Origin of the sequence: Shewanella hanedai (assembly GCF_007197645.1) — a bacterium.
Classification (GTDB): Bacteria; Pseudomonadota; Gammaproteobacteria; order Enterobacterales; family Shewanellaceae; genus Shewanella; species Shewanella hanedai.
This window is the reverse complement of the sequence record NZ_VKGK01000015.1, coordinates 59475-75638: the sequence shown is the minus strand read 5'-3', so window position 1 is coordinate 75638 and position 16164 is coordinate 59475. Positions and strand designations below refer to the sequence as shown.

The following is a 16164-nucleotide window of genomic DNA, read 5'->3' as shown; positions in this document are numbered from 1 at the left end:
GTATGACCAATGAACGTAACTCTGTTAATCCCTGCTCGCTATGGCTCAAGCCGTTTTCCTGGCAAGCCTTTGGCGCCGATTAACGGTAAACCAATGATCCAACACGTCTATGAGCGTGCATCATTGGCAAAAGGCTTAGACGCTGTCTATGTCGCAACCGATGACGTCCGTATCAAGGATGCTGTTGAATCCTTCGGCGGAAAAGTCGTCATGACAGATCCTGAAGCAGCATCTGGAACCGATCGCATCGATGATGCTATTAAGCAGCTAGGCCTTAACGATGACGATATCGTCATTAATGTGCAGGGCGATCAACCTTTGATCGATCCAATCGCAGTAGAGCAACTTATCAGTCTGTTTGAGCGTCACCCTGGTGAATTTAGCATGGCGACACTTGCTGTCGAAATTACCAATAAGTCTGAGCTCGACAACCCAAACCATGTGAAAGTTGTGTTTGATAATAACTTTAATGCCCTTTACTTTTCACGTGCCCGTATTCCTTTTGGCCGTGATAGTAACGATCATCCTGTTTATAAGCATTTAGGCCTCTATGCCTATACACGTAGTTTTGTCTCTGCGTTTGCAAAATTACCCATGGGTCGTTTAGAAGAGTTAGAAAAGCTAGAGCAGCTTAGGGCGCTAGAACATGGTCACAAAATTAAAATAGCCATCAGTGCTTTTGACTTTCCTGAAGTCGATACACCAGAAGACATTCGTATTTGTGAAGCGCGTTTAGCCGTCGACTAATCAAGTCTACAATCCTACGATAAGAATATTAAACTAAAGGACTGCCCATGACCGATCTCGAAACCTGGCTCATTATCATATTAGTGCTCGGAGTTATCGTGAGTAACCTTGCGGTCCTTAAATACAGTGCCAAATTCAAGATGACACAATTTGGTAAAGGCGGTAAGAAACCCACTAACAATAGTGATAATTCAGATCAGCCGGATAAACTATCAGACGAAGAAAAACAGACGAGTCAGAGCCAAACAAATGCTGAAAAAAATCAAACATCAACACCTCCTAAAAAGGATGACGATAAAGACTCTGATGGATTTTGGTAAAACAGTGTTCTAACTTTATCTGCTAGTTTAATATTCAGATCAAAAATGGCCAAAAGATACGCTCTTTTGGCCATTTTTATTAGCTCAAATTTACACTAACAATTGGTGAATTTCGTCCCGTTCATCCAAAGCAAATAGCAATACGACATCACCAGCTCGTATTTTTGTCAGTGCATATTTAGCGCCCGCTAATGGGCTATTGCTAATAGCGATTTGATCTTCAGAAATATCGATGTCTGAAAGATGCTTTTTAACTAAAGTGGGGATCTCACCTAACTCTCGTCCTCGTAAATAGGACTCTAGTTCTGCAATGATATATTCATCAGCTGCAAACTTAGCAACCTCATCAGTGAGTTCAATCATCTCTTGATTACTTCTGTCACCAGCATGACTAAACATAACCAGTCGACGCTTAGCGGGGATCTTTTTAGCCATTTCAATCACGGCGCTCATGCTGTGTTGATTATGAGCAAAATCAACAATCACCTCAGCACCATGGTACTGATAACGATTGCCTCTCCCAGGATTATCATAGGGATCACTGCCAAACGCTTTTAACCCTTTCAATATGGCATCTTCACCCAACTTGAGCGCACGGCATAAACCGATAACACCCATAGCATTGCGAACATTATAGGCAGCAGTCCCATTGAACGTCATTGCAATATCATTCACAGCCACTGAAAACGCGTACTCTCCATCCACAAAATGAATATGTTGCTCATGAAAAAATACAACTGCTGCGCCATTAGACAAACTCGTTTGAATAAGTGAATTGTGCTTATCCATGCTAAACCAGCAAATAGTGTGCTCAGTCGTCGCACTTAATCTGACCAACTCATTATCATCGGCATTCAATACTAAAACACCAGAATCGGTTAATCCTTTATCGACAATGAACTTAGCCTCAGCTAATTCAGGCACGGTATTAATGCCATATTGGCCTAAATGATCCGCGGCGATGTTGGTGATTAAAGCCGCTTGATTATCACTAACAGGTAATCCACGTCTTAACAGTCCTCCACGAGCGACTTCTAGAAAGGCTATTTCAGTGTCAGGATGTCGCAATAATATGCGCGCACCACCTGGACCTGAATAGTCACCCGTGTCTAAAATCGTCTCCCCCACTCTGATGAAGTCAGTGGAGGTGACTCCAGCACGCAAACCTGCACATCGAGCGATTGTCGATGCCAAACGGACACTGGTTGACTTGCCATTAGTGCCAGTAATAAACGCCGCTGGGACTTTTTGGTAACTCGACCACTGAATATTCTTGCTCAAAGGCAATTCAGTCACAGGCCATACCTGACATGTTCCCCCGGTCCCTAGAGAAAAATAATCATCGTCAACTAAATAGCTAACTCCCTTGTCATTGGCCATGGCGATTAACGCCATGAGTTCAGGATTAACTTCGTCAGAAAGGTGAGTTTTTAACTCATTAAACCTATATTTTTTATCAGAGAATGGACGTGAGAGTAATTGTGCCTCACTTAAAAGCCACCCTAACTCCACAGCTTGGCAGGCTGTGTATAAAGCATCGATAGGGGCCGAAATCGATAGGCTAATCCCACCGCTAAAATGCCGATAATAAAGGCTCTCTTGCTGCCAATCTAACCACTCAAATATGTCTGACATATTTTTTTGCCAGCATTGCCAAACCACTTCATGGCTAACACCTTCGATATAAGCATCGACGAGGGCGCCTGGCTTTTGAGATAATAAATTGGGTCCAGTAATGCGACGCACTTCTTCAAAATTGAGTGTTATCATAAGCTTATTTCTATTGTCGTTAGCACAAAGTTAATCGTAAAATACCGATATCGAAAGACGTTTTCTATTCGGTACCCTACGCTAGCGTCTTCTTCTTTTTCTAGTCAGCTTCTTCGTCATGTTCAATGACAATTCGCACACCACGTTCATCTTTCACCAATCTTTGGCCTTCCTCTAAATGGAAAGCATGTTCAACTGGTTCAAATAATATTTCGGCATAGTCAGATGACGGTTTTTCATTAACATTGCGCTTTTGTCCATCATCACCAAAATGAACAATTTGTTTCCAGCAACGGGTAATATTGTCACCTAATACGATGACCAAATCATCCGCCTCGCTGACGCTAAGTGCGTACTCTATCGCTTCAACTTCACTCGGAATAATCTCAATTCGGTCCGAAGTCACCCCTGCTGCCAACAAACTTTGCTCTAACATTTTTGGCACTTCGTCAAAGCCTCTTCGACGACGATCGTCATCTGCTTTACAGATAAACTCATCAAAGCCTGTTGCACATATCCTCGCCGCTTCAACAATATCTTCGTCTCGGCGATCTCCAGGCATTGCCATGACTATGCGGCGCTTACCTTTCACATCAAGTCGCACCGCTAAGTCTGTTATCGCTTTTATCGCTGCGGGGTTATGTGCATAATCCAAAATAACTTTAAATGGATGCTCGTCAAACACATTCATTCGGCCTGGGGCTTGATAGAATGAAGTTGTAAATGTCCGTAATCCTTGGCTAATATGCTCCAATGAGATATTAAATGCATAGGCCATCGCAGCCGCAAACATGGCATTTTGAACGTTATGAAGTGCTTTCCCTTCCATGGTAGAAGGGATTAAATGCGTCCAAAGCAAAGGAATATGAGCACCATTATCATAGAAGGTGATCATATCGCCGTTGATGCCTTTTTCAAGTACCACTGCCTTACCACCACTTCGAATATGTTCTCTCACTAATCCGTGGCCAGAATCCATGGTGACATAGCAAATGTGCTTAGCTTTACAATGATCAGCCATCTCTAAACAGTATTTATCGTCAGCATTTAACACTGCGGTATCTTTAGCGACTTCCACAACAATTCTTTTAACGGTAGCAAGTTGCTGAACAGTATCGACGCCACGAGAGCCAAGATGATCCGCTGTTACATTGATACAACAGGAGACATCTGACTCGTGGTAGCCTAATCCACGTTTAACGATGCCACCACGGGCGGTTTCTAACACAGCAAAATCGACACTTGGGTCACGTAATACTATTTGGGCTGATTTAGGGCCAGTCATGTCGCCCTTCACACTCAGAAGCCCATCGATGTAAACACCGTCAGTTGAAGTCATTCCGGTGGTGTAACCCGCAACTTTAGCAATATTGGCTAACATTCGTGACGTGGTTGTTTTTCCGTTTGTTCCGGTAATAGCCGCCACAGGGATACGAGATTTTTGCCCTGCAGGAAACAGCATGTCCATCACTTTGCCAGAAACATCACGAGACTTTCCTTCGCTTGGCGCCACGTGCATTCTAAAACCTGGTGCAGCATTACATTCAACAATGGCGCCGCCAATGTCTTTATATGATTTGCTGATATCGTCAGTTAAGAAGTCAACACCACCGACATCTAGACCGATAGCTTTAATGGCTCTAACAGCCATTTCACGGTTGTCTGGGTGCACAATATCGGTAACATCGATTGCTGTTCCACCGGTAGATAGGTTGGCGGTAGAACGTAAGAAGAAGATTTGATCCTTTTCTAAAATAGTTTCAGATGTATAACCTGATTTTTCAATCAAGCCATTAGCTTGTAAATCGAGCTCTAATCGTGTCAGCACTTTCTCATGACCGATACCGCGAAGAGGATCTTCATTAACTTGATCAACGAGTTGGCTAATGGTCAATTCACCATCACCTTTAACATGGCCTGGAACGCGCTTTGCTACTGCCACTAACTCATTGTTTACCACCAGCATACGGTGATCAAAACCAGTAACAAAACTTTCAACTAATACCGCCCGACTCGTACCATGCTCACTTGCATGAATGAAGCCTTTCTCAACTTCGCTCTCACTGTTCAAATTAATGCTAACCCCACGACCGTGATTAGCATTCAATGGTTTTAACACCACGGGATACCCAATGCGTTTTGCCGCTCTAATGGCCTGCGCTTTACCATAGATCATCATTTGCTGAGGAACTGGTAAACCAAGATCATTTAATAAATTGTGCGTGTCCTCTTTGTCACAAGATAACTCAACAGAAATATGTTTAGTTTCACTGGTTATTGTTGCTTGTATTCGTTGTTGATGCTTACCGTGACCTAATTGCACTAAGCTATATTGATTCAAGCGCAACCAAGGTATATCTCGCTCTTCTGCAGCCTTAATCAGCGAACCAGTACTAGGACCAAACTCTTTTCTTTGCGCCATTCTAACGAAAGACTCAAGCTCTTCTTTAAAATCAAAATCTGTCTCAATCTGTGTGGCTAATTCTCGTTGTAACGATGTAGGAAGGAGTGAAATCAAAAGAGTTTGAGCCAGTATTCCTGCTTCTCTACCAACATCTTTATGTTTATATTCATATACAACCCAATAATGGCCAGCATCGGGTAATGAACGTGTTTTACCAAAACTAACATCTGAGCCCGCTAGATTTTGTAATTCGATCGCCACATGCTCCCAAATATGGCCCATCCATGTACCATCATCCTCTCTCAAGCGTCGAATAAATCCGCCTTCTTCTCCATATGAACAACCATGAGACTGCAATGTAGGAATAGCCTCCAGTAACGAAGATATAAATTGTTCACCCAATTTCATCGAGGGCCAATTTTCCAAACAGCCTAAATTTATTTCATACCGCATAACAGGAAAATTGGCATAAACATTGGGGCCGACAAATATATTGGTCGTAGATATTTTCATTATTATTTCCTACATAGAAAAAAGAGACAGATAATTATCCCACTAAGATTTAATCACGCTAACCATCATGGTAAAAATATACATTTTGGAGGGTCAGTGTTTTATTGTTAGATAACTAAATTAGCGCAGAAAATTGGATTTGCAAACAACTAATTAACCACACATTAGTATGCATTAAAAGATTATCCACATCAATAAGTTACGCAATACTACTTTACGTTGCCACTTATAGGTAACGCACCATAAATACTGTTTGTCAGCAACAAAACTCAAAACTTGTATCAGTCTAATGTTCCTCAAAGGAGTTTAAAACTTTGTTATTGAAATAAGATAAATAGAAATTTGAGGGTTAACTTGTGAAGGTATTTCAGAAACAGTAGAAATAAAGATAAGCTAATAAATCAATTTAAAAGCTTACCTTAGTATTGAATTAATCTAAGTTGGCCACTTTATTATTGATATCAAAATGCGATCCTGCTGATAAGATATGCAACTTCAAATTAACGATGGTGATCGCATCGCCTCTTCTCGCTTCAGCCATAGAGGAATGATCACAATCAGATGGATCAATGACCGTGACAGAGCCACTACCAACCACTTCAAAAACATTATCTGCATTAATGAAAGCCGCAGTATCTTCGTCTAAACCAATGCCTATCAAGAAAGGGTTATACGACACAGCACTTAACAAACGAGATAATCGATTTCTTTGATTAAAATGTTGATCGATCACTAACTGGTTGTTTAAGCCTAATCCAGGCGCAAGATTCACACCGTCTTCAGTTGGTACTATCCCAGTACTGCCACCAATAATCATATGCTGAGAAATAATCGCAGCACCAGCAGAAGTCCCTGCAACATGGGTTCCCTGAGCATTTTGCCTGCGTATTGTTTGTGCAACAGGCGTACCTCCAAGGATGGTTGATAATCTTAACTGATTACCACCTGTGATAAAGATACCTGTGGCCTCTTCCAAATGTTGCAGTAAATCTTCATTTTTCGCGTCCGTTCTTTTGGTAATAGGAAGTGAATAGGTATAACCAGCTCCCAACTCTTCAAACAATTTCTCATATCGCTCACCAGTATCTTCCAACTTAGACGCGGTTGGAATAATGACGATATTGGCATCTTTTCCGCCACATAATTCAACAAACTTTTTTAATATATCTGGATTATTTATTTTTTCTTCGGCACCGCCGATCGGGATCACATAGCCTCGAGAATGACCGTGATTAGTAGGGGAAGGACACATAGTTATATTGTTCTCTACTTATATTTATAGTTATTGGTAACCTTTATCTTGGTCACGGTTATAAAAACAACAATTAAATGTTATTCAAACATCCCCTTTCGGCAAAGTATGGTTTCAAAAATATGCCAATTTCCCTTTGCCATCACATGGCTAACTGACAAGTTATCATTAAATACTACTATATCCGCATCCATACCTTGCGCAAGCATTCCTTTGTTTGTGAACTGTAAAAGCTGGGCAACATTGGAGGTGAAAAATGGCAATACTTTCTCAGGTGAATAACCAGACAAAAGCAACTTTCTAAATACATCTGTCATCGAAGAAGACTTACCAAAATCTAATTTAACGAGATGACCATGACAATCAAAGTCAGGTAAACAACCGCCACCATCAGAACTAATAGTGAGTTTATCTTGTGGATAGTCACTTTCAATATAGCGTGTTAGCGCAGCTTCAGGCTCATAGCCAACATCGCCAGTTTCAAATGCAGTCACGTCAATCCAACACCCGCGTATCGCTAATTCACAGGCCTCTTCAAAGAGGTCTTTCTTACGGTTAACATGGGTTGGATTAAACGTACGAGCGGGTATTTCTGATCCCGTTAAAGCATCTCGTACCATCGACAACCCTCGCTCTCCATCACCTAAATGTAGATGCAAGACACCGGCTTTATTCGTCATTAATCTTGCAACATGCGCATCAGCAGCCACTTTCAATAACTCGTTCAAAGTAGGCTGACTTGAGCGGTGATCGCTAATGGCAAGCTCTCCTACACCAATAACAGGTTCAATATATACAATATCTGACTTTACCGAGCCTGTTAGTGTTGTTGGCGGCAGATGGTAGCCTCCGGTATAACAATAGGCAGAAAGCCCTTCTTCTCTTAACCCATATACTTGTGAAACTAATGACTCAGTAGAGCGGCTGAGATCATCTGTACCTAGCAGCCCCACAACAGTGGTAACACCTGCCAAGGTAAATTCAGACAAAGGCACCGGAGGAACTCGAGTGGAAAAACCTGACTCCCCGCCGCCGCCACAGATATGTGCATGGCCATCAATAAAACCTGGCACTAACATTCTGCCTTCTAAATCAACCTCATTTATTCCTAAATGATGACTTAAAACTGGGATCTCTTTGCCGATGTAAAGTATTTGACCTCCACCAATCAGTAGGCACATGATTCCTTGGGGTTTAGGGGTATAAACATTGGCATTTTTGATGAGAGTAAGTGGAGCCTGCTCAATAGGAGGAGTCATAGATTTTTATAATAATTAAAATTAAATGGAATAATGTGAAGAATAACATATTAAATATGTAAATTATTAACAAATTAGCATTATCTGCTAAGCATTCAATAGCCAGCCCAGTATATAAAATAGAACAGAGTCATGTAGTTTAAAGCTAAAAAGAATCAAAAGAGCAGAGACCACACAAAAATACTGTTCAGTCTTTGCTCTTTAGTTAACTTAGAAAGGGTTGCCCGCGCGACTTTAAACCTACTTGTTTAGCTCCTTTTCTAACGCCTGAGCAACCGCGTCGGGTGATCCCGAATGACGGGCAAACGTAGCATAGGCAACAGGGATAATAAATATGGTAAAAAACGTCGCCAATACGATGCCTGAAAGCACAACCACCCCGATAACAAAGCGGGTTTCAGCACCTGCACCTTGGGCTAACACCAGCGGTATTGCACCAGCTGCCGTGGTAATGCCTGTCATCAAAATAGGTCTTAGGCGTTGAGATGAAGCCTGAATGATCGCTTGCTCAAACTCAACCCCCTTATCTCTAAGTTGATTAGCAAACTCCACGATTAAGATCCCGTTTTTCGCCGCCAAGCCCACCAGCATAATAATCCCTATCTGGCTGTAAATATTCAAACTTTGCCCAGTTACCCACAAACCCAATAATGCGCCAAGGGTTGCCAACGGCACAGTCAACATGATCACTATCGGATGAACATAACTCTCAAATTGCGCCGCTAATACCAAGAATACAATGCCAAGCGCAAGCACAAAGACAAAGTACATCGAACTCCCCGACTCTTGGTAATCCAGTGATTGCCCCTTATAACTGATCACAGCCTCAGCAGGGAGATAAGTCGCCGAGAGATCATTAAGATAAGTCAGTGCCTCGCCTAAACTGTATCCGTCGGCTAAGTTCGCTTCGAGTGTGATCGCGCGCATTCTATTGTATCGGTTAAGCTGACTGGCATCGGCAAACTCCTCCACATGTACTAAATTAGACAGTGGGATCAAAGCCTGACTTCTGTCAGAGCGCACATAAATATTTTCAAGATCCGTAGCTGTATTCTGATTTTCACGGTTCCCTTCAATGATCACATCATACTCTTCACCATCACGCATAAACGTGGTGACGAGACGGGAGCCAAGCATCGTCTCAAGTGTACGCCCGATATGGGATATTGATACGCCAAGATCGGCCGCTCTATCTTTATCGATCACAACCCTAAGTTGAGGTTTTGTTTCTTTATAATCATGATCTAAGCCAATCAAGTTAGGGTTATCTTTGGCTTTTTCAATAATAATGTCACGCCACTTGGCAAGCTCTTCATAACTTGGACCGCCAAGCACAAATTGAACAGGTTTACCGACGCCACGTCCAAATGCCTGCCTCATGACAGGAAAAGCTCTCACGCCAGCTAAATCGGCCAGCCTGCCACGTATATCCCCAGTAATTTCAGCTGCACTTCTTCTTACAGACCAATCTTCAAGTACAATAATCGCCATGCCATTAGAGAAGTTAGCGATTCTACCAAACCCCCTTGGCGCACGGATCAATAAGCGTTTTATCTCTCCCGCTTCCACCAAGGGCATCAATCGGTTTTCAATCTCATCCATATAGGATTCTATGTATTCAAAACTGGCCCCTTGCGGACCATTAACAATAAGGAACATAGATCCCCTATCCTCTTTGGGTGCAAACTCTTGTGGCACCTCTTTGAGCAGTAGAGCACTGCACCCCAACGCAATCACCACAAATGAACCAATAAGATAAGGATGAGACATTGCTCTCGTCAGCAAGCGTTTGTATTGCGCCGTCACAAAGCTCATTCCAGCATCCACTTTGCGCACTAGCCAAGGATCGTCTCCTGCAGGTTTAAGCAATTTTGAGCACATCATCGGGCTTAACGTCAGTGCCACGATACTTGAGAAAATAACGGCGGCGCTCATGGCTACGGCAAACTCTTTAAATAATTTACCTAAATCGCCTTCAAGAAACGTGATCGGCATAAATACCGCCACGAGCACGAGGGTAGTTGCGACAACAGCAAACGCCACCTCTCTGGAACCCAAGTAAGCAGCTTTAAGAGGAGAGTCTCCCTCTTCAATACGCCTATGTATATTTTCAAGTACCACAATCGCATCATCAACCACCATGCCGATGGCTAATATCATTGCGAGTAGTGTCAACAAGTTAATCGTATAACCTAAGGCATACAACACAATGAACGTGGCCATCAGTGACACTGGCACAGTGATCGCTGGAATGAGCATGGCGCGCACACTGCCAAGAAAAAGATAGATAACGATAATCACCAGTGTCATGGCAATAAATAGGGTTTGATACACCTCTTTCACCGAGGCTTCAATAAAGATTGAACTGTCGTAGGAGCGTTTAATCTCCATCCCCGCTGGTAGTGTTGGATTGATAATATCAACTAAGGCATTAGCAGCCCTTGCCACCTCTAGCGTATTAGCAGTAGATTGCTTTGAGATCCCGAGACCAATCATGGCCTCACGGTTGCCTCTAAAGGTGATCCGATCCTCTTCTGATCCAATACTGACTTTAGCCACATCACCAAGCTTAATCAGATACCCATCCTCACCTTCGCTTAGTACGAGATTGGCAAAGTCATCGGGATTACGAAAACTGCGTTCAACTCGAACGGTGAAATGTCGCTCTTTTGATTCAACTGAGCCTGCTGGTAACTCGACATTTTCAGAGCGTAATACTCGCTCAACGTCTGCAACCGTCAATTTCCGCGCAGCTAACGCTTGTCGATCTATCCAGACACGCATGGCATACACTTTACCACCACCAATGCGAATATTGGCGACTCCGTCAATCACTGATAAACGGTCGGTTAAGTAACGCCTTGCATAATCAGTTAGTTGCAGAGTGGTCATCTGGTCTGAAACTAAGTTCAGCCACATGATCACTTCATCACCACCATTGGCTTTTTGCACCTCAGGTGGCTCAGCTTCTTCAGGTAAATTATTGAGTAAGCCAGAGACGCGGTCTCTAACATCATTCGCCGCAGCTTCGATGTCTCTGCCAACATCAAACTCTAATGTGACTGTTGAGCGACCATCACTGCTCGATGAGTTAATGTGACGTATTCCTTCAACGCCACTTATCCTATCTTCAACAAGCTGTGTGATCCGACTTTCCACTACCGATGCGCTAGCACCACGATAGTTAGTTTGTATCGACACAACAGGCGGATCGATATTGGGGTATTCTCTTAAGGGAAGTTTATCGAAGGCAACCAGGCCAAATACAATTAACAGTATGCTAATAACAGAAGCAAATACCGGTCGCTTTACCGACAGATCAGTCAATATCATACAGTTGGCCCAGCCTTAGCGTTTTCTAGAAAACTAAAGTTTTCACTAAATTGGACTTTAACCTTATCACCGGGTCTCACTTTTAATATTCCGCGGATCACCACTTGTTCACCCGCAACAACCCCGTCTAATACTTCTACCCAACCCCGTTTACGTAACCCAAGTTGAACTTGCTTTTTAACCACTTGGTTGTCACCGTCAATTAAGTAAACGTAGTGTCTGTCTTGCGTAGGGATAATGGCTGACTCAGGTAAAATAAGTGCATCTCTGCTCTCTTTGATCAACTTAACCTTCATTAACATGCCCGGCAGCAGTCTATGCTTTGAATTTGGAATTTCAGCGCGCACAATCACAGCTCGTGTTACTGGGTTTACTCGGCTATCAATTGAGATCACTTTGCCATTAAAAAGTTGATCGGGGAAAGCCATTGCAGTGGCCTCAACATTTTTACCAATGGCAAGTGACGTAAGAAAACGTTCAGGAATAGAAAAATCAAGTTTGATAACAGAGATATCATCTAAGGTTGTAATCACTGTACCTGGTGAAACTAAACTGCCGACACTTATCTGACGTAAGCCCAGCCGTCCTTGAAATGGCGCTTTGATGGCTCTATCTTTGAGTGCTGAACTGGCTTGAGCAAGCTCAGCTTTTGCAGTGTCAATTAAGGTTTGTAACCTATCACGCTCTAACTCTGCAATGGTTTGGCTAGTGACCAACGCACGTATTCTGTCTAGCTCACGTCGATGCTCACTGACTCGCACTTTTGCAGCGGTCACTCGTGCAACTTGTTCGCTATCTTGCAGTTGAACCAATAAACGTTCTTTTTCAACCACATCACCATCATCAAAATGAATTTGTGTTACCACCTCTGTCACCTTAGGTGTCACAGTGATCGATTCATTCGCTTTCGTGGTGCCTAACGCTTCAACTTCATCCCTTATGGCCTGTATCTCGGCTTTAGCCACAACAACATTGGCGATTGGCCTTGATTTTTGTACCGCTTTGTCAGTATTGAGATAAGTTTTTTGATATGCCAAAAAGGCAAGAGTAAGAAGGATTAACGTTATTATTATTTTTTTCATTAATATTCCGTAAGTTTGTATTACACAGCCCATAATCCAATGGTGCATACTTTATGTCATACAGTTTACCTACCGAGTATATTTCATCAAGAGATTTTACCATTGCTTACAAAATACACACAATATTAACATGTTGTTATTCATCAAAATTTGGGCACAAAAAAGGAGGCAAAATGCCTCCTTTTATACTCAAAGATGTTAAGTCAATTAACGAACCTTTCGGTCCTCTTTCATCAACTCAGCCAAACCTTCATAGACAGCTTCAACCACAGCATTATCTAACGGTATGTCTTGAGCATCATGCAGATAGATCTCTGTTGTGTCATCAGTATCTTTTAGCTGTAGACGATATGAACCTTCCTTGATAGGCAGATCCTTCTCGTTCCACAAAGAGCTCCAGAAACCTGAATCATCATTAACATTGACGTAATAAAGGCCTTTGCCAATATCCATATCAATGATTTCAAATCCTAGCTCAGGTAAAACAATACGTAGACGTTCCCACGTACGTTTAAATGGTGCATCAGCAAGCCAATATGATTGAACGACATCATCGCCTTCAACATCTGGACCCGTGCCTTTAACCACGGAAACATAAATACCTAGACTCTCTTTAATACGCTTAGCTTTAATCGACTGAGCACGTTTAATACTCATGTACGCTACGGCATTATTGAGCATATCAATGGTGTAACGACGTTTATCTTCACCACTTAAAATAATATCTTGTGCTTCGCCATTGAAGCTCTCAGCATGATCGATCAAATCGATAGAGATATTACCGCTACGACCATGGGGACGAACATCTACATGGAACTGATAACGTTGACGAAGAAGATATATCTCGTCGCTACCCCATAGGTTTGAATCGATGACTTCTTTACTTTCTAGCCAATCGGTTTCGATGATCCCTTTCTCGTAATCTTCGCTCATAATGGCGATTGATTTACTCGACAAGTAAGATTTTAATACGTCAAAAAGCTCTTGCTTCAGATCAATGTTATTATCGATAGACTCGACAACGATTTTAATATTGTCACTGCCCTCTTCGACCCGAGTTCCTTCAGCCATAGGTAAAACTTGTAATGGCGGACGAATATCTAACCTTTTACCGACCAATTCCACATCACTTTTAGAACCAAACTGAGGGATTTGATACTCTTTACTGTAAACGGGTGTAATTAAACCATCAGGAATGATCAGTGCTGGTTCTATCTCGGCGTTAATGTAGGCATCGCCATCATTAGCTTGTCTTCGATCAACTGGCGAGCTACAAGCTGTAACTGCTGCGATCAAAATTAAGGGAGTCACTTTCTTTAACATCTATTAATTAACCTCTATTCGGGCATTTCTCATTGCATCTAATAACAGACCATGGAACTCAGTAGAAAGTTCCGTTAAAGGTAATCTAATCTCTTCTTGGCTTATCAAGCCCATACGGTAAGCAGCCCATTTCACAGGAATAGGATTTGCTTCACAAAATAGTGCGGTGAAAAGCCCTTTGATCACATTTTCAGCTTCGATAGCTGTTTTCATGTCACCCGATGCTGCTGCATCGCACATGATCTTAAACTGTCTTGGGACGATATTATTAGCAACCGAGATAACACCATTACCGCCAAGAGACAAAAACTCTCTGGCAGTGGCATCATCACCGCTATAAAGTAAGAAGTCATCGCCACATAATTCACGTAAGCGCTTCACACGACTCAAATCACCAGTCGCTTCCTTTACGCCAATGATATTAGGAACGTTGACCAATTCAGCGATGGTCTCAGGCAACATATCAACAGCGGTTCGTCCCGGAACATTATAAAGAATTTGCGGGATATCAGTACTGGCCGCAACCGCTTTATAATGAGCAATAATGCCTTTAGGACTCGGTTTATTGTAATAAGGCGTAACACCTAACATGGCTGCGACGCCAAGCTTTGATTGCGCTTTAGTTAACTCAATGGCTTCTGCTGTCGCATTACCGCCGTTACCGCCGATCACCGGTAATCGACCGGCAGCAAATCTAACCGTATGCGATACGACTTCAATATGCTCTGGAATTGGCAGAGTGGCAGACTCACCAGTGGTACCAACCGCAACAATGGCGTCAGTACCTTCAGTTACATGGAACTCAACTAACTGTTCAAGACTTTTGTAATCTACTGAGCCATCACTATTCATTGGTGTGATTAAGGCTACGATGCTTCCATTTATCATGTGACTTTCCCCAGAATTCAGGACTGGCTATGGTACTGATGCTAAGCACTAAAAACAAGCACTTCAGTACTTCTCTAACGTTAAAACGTTTTCATTATGAATAGTATTCATTTTCAACGTCCATATAACAGACAAAGATCGCATATTAAGTAACTTGTGGTAGCATTACGCCACTAAAAAACGTACAGAGTATATATACGTTTAGATTAAATAAGGAGAATTCATGTCCAACCATCTTGTTGTTACTGCTATGGGATCTGACCGCCCAGGAATTGTCAGTAAATTTGCAAGACTTGCAAGTGAATGTGACTGCGATATCGTCGACAGTCGAATGGCTTTATTTGGCAATGAGTTCACTTTTATTATGATGCTTGCGGGCTCTTGGGCTTCCATTACCAAAATGGAGTCAACACTGCCAACTCTGAGTGTTGAACTTGAGCTGATGACCGTGATGAAACGCACCTCTAAGCACACTGCACTGCATTACGCTTCTCGCCTTGAAGTGACTTTCAATGGTAAAGATCAACGTGGCACAATGAGAAAAATAACTCAATTTCTCGCTGACCGTTCATTAGATCTTGCAGCGGTGAGATCCCACGCCGAAGAAGACAGCAACGGAGAGCCAACTCAAGCTGTATTTTTGACCATCAATGTGCCTGAAAAAGTTGAACTCGAAAAACTCGAGATTAGCATTAATGAACTCGCACAAGAGATGTCCCTCGATTGCACCATTGAACGTATGCGCGAAATTACCACTGCCTAGTTAGGAAAATAAATGAAAACATTAATCTCAGGTGAGCAAGCTCCATCGTTCACTCTACAAAACCAACAAGATGAGTCTATTTCATTAGCAACATGTCTAAGCAAAGGTCCTGTACTTGTCTATTTCTACCCTAAAGCGTCTACACCAGGCTGTACGGTTCAAGCCTGTGGATTAAGAGACAGTCAAGTTGAACTCGACAATCTAGATGTTACCGTTTTAGGGATCAGCCCAGATCCTGTTGCCAAACTGGCACGATTTTCCGATAAACAAGCATTGAACTTTTCCCTACTTAGCGATGAAGACCATGCTATTGCCGATGCTTTTGGCGTGTGGGGAGAGAAGAAGTTTATGGGTAAGATCTACGATGGCATACACAGATTGAGCTTTCTCATCGGTCAAGATGGCAAAGTCGCACATGTATTTGACAAGTTTAAGACCAAAAATCACCATGAAGTCGTGCTCAATTACATTAAAGAAGCATAATACTTCGAGCTAGATAGAAACAGAAAT

Annotated in this window: 12 protein-coding genes; 4 read left to right on the top strand and 8 right to left on the bottom strand. The window is 42.4% G+C overall.

The annotated features are described in order from the left end of the window. Nucleotides 1–9: 9 nt before the first annotated feature. Both kdsB and FN961_RS13305 read left to right on the top strand, forming a co-directional pair. A complete protein-coding gene (gene kdsB, locus FN961_RS13310; RefSeq protein ID WP_144040664.1) occupies nucleotides 10–747 on the top strand; it encodes a 3-deoxy-manno-octulosonate cytidylyltransferase in 738 nt (245 codons plus the stop codon). Between the two features lie 47 nt (nucleotides 748–794). After that, complete coding sequence (locus FN961_RS13305) at nucleotides 795–1067, top strand: DUF2897 family protein (RefSeq protein ID WP_144040663.1); 273 nt, start codon at nucleotides 795–797, stop codon at nucleotides 1065–1067. A 90-nt stretch (nucleotides 1068–1157) separates the two neighbouring features. Here the strand turns inward: FN961_RS13305 and FN961_RS13300 are convergent, their stop codons facing one another. The 8 genes from FN961_RS13300 to dapA all read right to left on the bottom strand — a co-directional run bounded on the left by FN961_RS13300 (nucleotide 1158) and on the right by dapA (nucleotide 14891). Further along, nucleotides 1158–2837 carry a Mur ligase family protein gene (locus FN961_RS13300; protein ID WP_229814701.1) on the bottom strand — a complete coding sequence of 560 codons (1680 nt, stop codon included), beginning with the start codon at nucleotides 2835–2837 and terminating at the stop codon, nucleotides 1158–1160. A gap of 100 nt (nucleotides 2838–2937) precedes the next feature. After that, the gene (gene cphA / locus FN961_RS13295; protein ID WP_144040662.1) at nucleotides 2938–5754 is read right to left on the bottom strand and encodes a cyanophycin synthetase; all 2817 of its coding nucleotides are present in this window, start codon (nucleotides 5752–5754) and stop codon (nucleotides 2938–2940) included. Nucleotides 5755–6184: 430 nt separating this feature from the next. Beyond that, nucleotides 6185–7006 carry a cyanophycinase gene (locus FN961_RS13290; RefSeq protein WP_144040661.1) on the bottom strand — a complete coding sequence of 274 codons (822 nt, stop codon included), beginning with the start codon at nucleotides 7004–7006 and terminating at the stop codon, nucleotides 6185–6187. Between the two features lie 80 nt (nucleotides 7007–7086). Beyond that, nucleotides 7087–8265: a beta-aspartyl-peptidase gene (gene iadA, locus FN961_RS13285; RefSeq protein ID WP_144040660.1), complete on the bottom strand. Its 1179-nt coding sequence runs from the start codon at nucleotides 8263–8265 to the stop codon at nucleotides 7087–7089. 240 nt (nucleotides 8266–8505) lie between these two features. Beyond that, nucleotides 8506–11598 carry an efflux RND transporter permease subunit gene (locus FN961_RS13280; RefSeq protein WP_144040659.1) on the bottom strand — a complete coding sequence of 1031 codons (3093 nt, stop codon included), beginning with the start codon at nucleotides 11596–11598 and terminating at the stop codon, nucleotides 8506–8508. Next, nucleotides 11595–12680, bottom strand: a complete 1086-nt coding sequence (locus FN961_RS13275; RefSeq protein WP_144040658.1) for an efflux RND transporter periplasmic adaptor subunit — start codon at nucleotides 12678–12680, stop codon at nucleotides 11595–11597. The genes FN961_RS13280 and FN961_RS13275 overlap by 4 nt, the downstream gene beginning before the upstream one ends. Nucleotides 12681–12887: 207 nt before the next feature. Continuing rightward, nucleotides 12888–14003 carry an outer membrane protein assembly factor BamC gene (bamC, locus tag FN961_RS13270; RefSeq protein ID WP_144040657.1) on the bottom strand — a complete coding sequence of 372 codons (1116 nt, stop codon included), beginning with the start codon at nucleotides 14001–14003 and terminating at the stop codon, nucleotides 12888–12890. Between the two features lie 3 nt (nucleotides 14004–14006). After that, nucleotides 14007–14891, bottom strand: a complete 885-nt coding sequence (gene dapA, locus FN961_RS13265; RefSeq protein ID WP_144040656.1) for a 4-hydroxy-tetrahydrodipicolinate synthase — start codon at nucleotides 14889–14891, stop codon at nucleotides 14007–14009. Between the two features lie 223 nt (nucleotides 14892–15114). On the opposite strand from dapA, the gene FN961_RS13260 reads away from it, so the two are divergent. Both FN961_RS13260 and bcp read left to right on the top strand, forming a co-directional pair. After that, nucleotides 15115–15654 (top strand): glycine cleavage system transcriptional repressor, encoded by a 540-nt coding sequence (locus tag FN961_RS13260; protein ID WP_144040655.1) that lies wholly within the window; start codon nucleotides 15115–15117, stop codon nucleotides 15652–15654. A gap of 12 nt (nucleotides 15655–15666) precedes the next feature. Then, nucleotides 15667–16137: a thioredoxin-dependent thiol peroxidase gene (bcp, locus tag FN961_RS13255; RefSeq protein WP_144040654.1), complete on the top strand. Its 471-nt coding sequence runs from the start codon at nucleotides 15667–15669 to the stop codon at nucleotides 16135–16137. The last annotated feature ends 27 nt before the right edge of the window (nucleotides 16138–16164 follow it).

Excerpts from the sequence above, each read along its gene's own strand:
- kdsB (WP_144040664.1), top strand. The coding sequence starts at position 10 with ATGAACGTAACTCTGTTAATCCCTGCTCGCTATGGCTCAAGCCGTTTT.
- FN961_RS13305 (WP_144040663.1), top strand. The coding sequence starts at position 795 with ATGACCGATCTCGAAACCTGGCTCATTATCATATTAGTGCTCGGAGTT.
- FN961_RS13300 (WP_229814701.1), bottom strand. The coding sequence starts at position 2,837 with ATGATAACACTCAATTTTGAAGAAGTGCGTCGCATTACTGGACCCAAT.
- cphA (WP_144040662.1), bottom strand. The coding sequence starts at position 5,754 with ATGAAAATATCTACGACCAATATATTTGTCGGCCCCAATGTTTATGCC.
- FN961_RS13290 (WP_144040661.1), bottom strand. The coding sequence starts at position 7,006 with ATGTGTCCTTCCCCTACTAATCACGGTCATTCTCGAGGCTATGTGATC.
- iadA (WP_144040660.1), bottom strand. The coding sequence starts at position 8,265 with ATGACTCCTCCTATTGAGCAGGCTCCACTTACTCTCATCAAAAATGCC.
- FN961_RS13280 (WP_144040659.1), bottom strand. The coding sequence starts at position 11,598 with ATGATATTGACTGATCTGTCGGTAAAGCGACCGGTATTTGCTTCTGTT.
- FN961_RS13275 (WP_144040658.1), bottom strand. The coding sequence starts at position 12,680 with ATGAAAAAAATAATAATAACGTTAATCCTTCTTACTCTTGCCTTTTTG.
- bamC (WP_144040657.1), bottom strand. The coding sequence starts at position 14,003 with ATGTTAAAGAAAGTGACTCCCTTAATTTTGATCGCAGCAGTTACAGCT.
- dapA (WP_144040656.1), bottom strand. The coding sequence starts at position 14,891 with ATGATAAATGGAAGCATCGTAGCCTTAATCACACCAATGAATAGTGAT.
- FN961_RS13260 (WP_144040655.1), top strand. The coding sequence starts at position 15,115 with ATGTCCAACCATCTTGTTGTTACTGCTATGGGATCTGACCGCCCAGGA.
- bcp (WP_144040654.1), top strand. The coding sequence starts at position 15,667 with ATGAAAACATTAATCTCAGGTGAGCAAGCTCCATCGTTCACTCTACAA.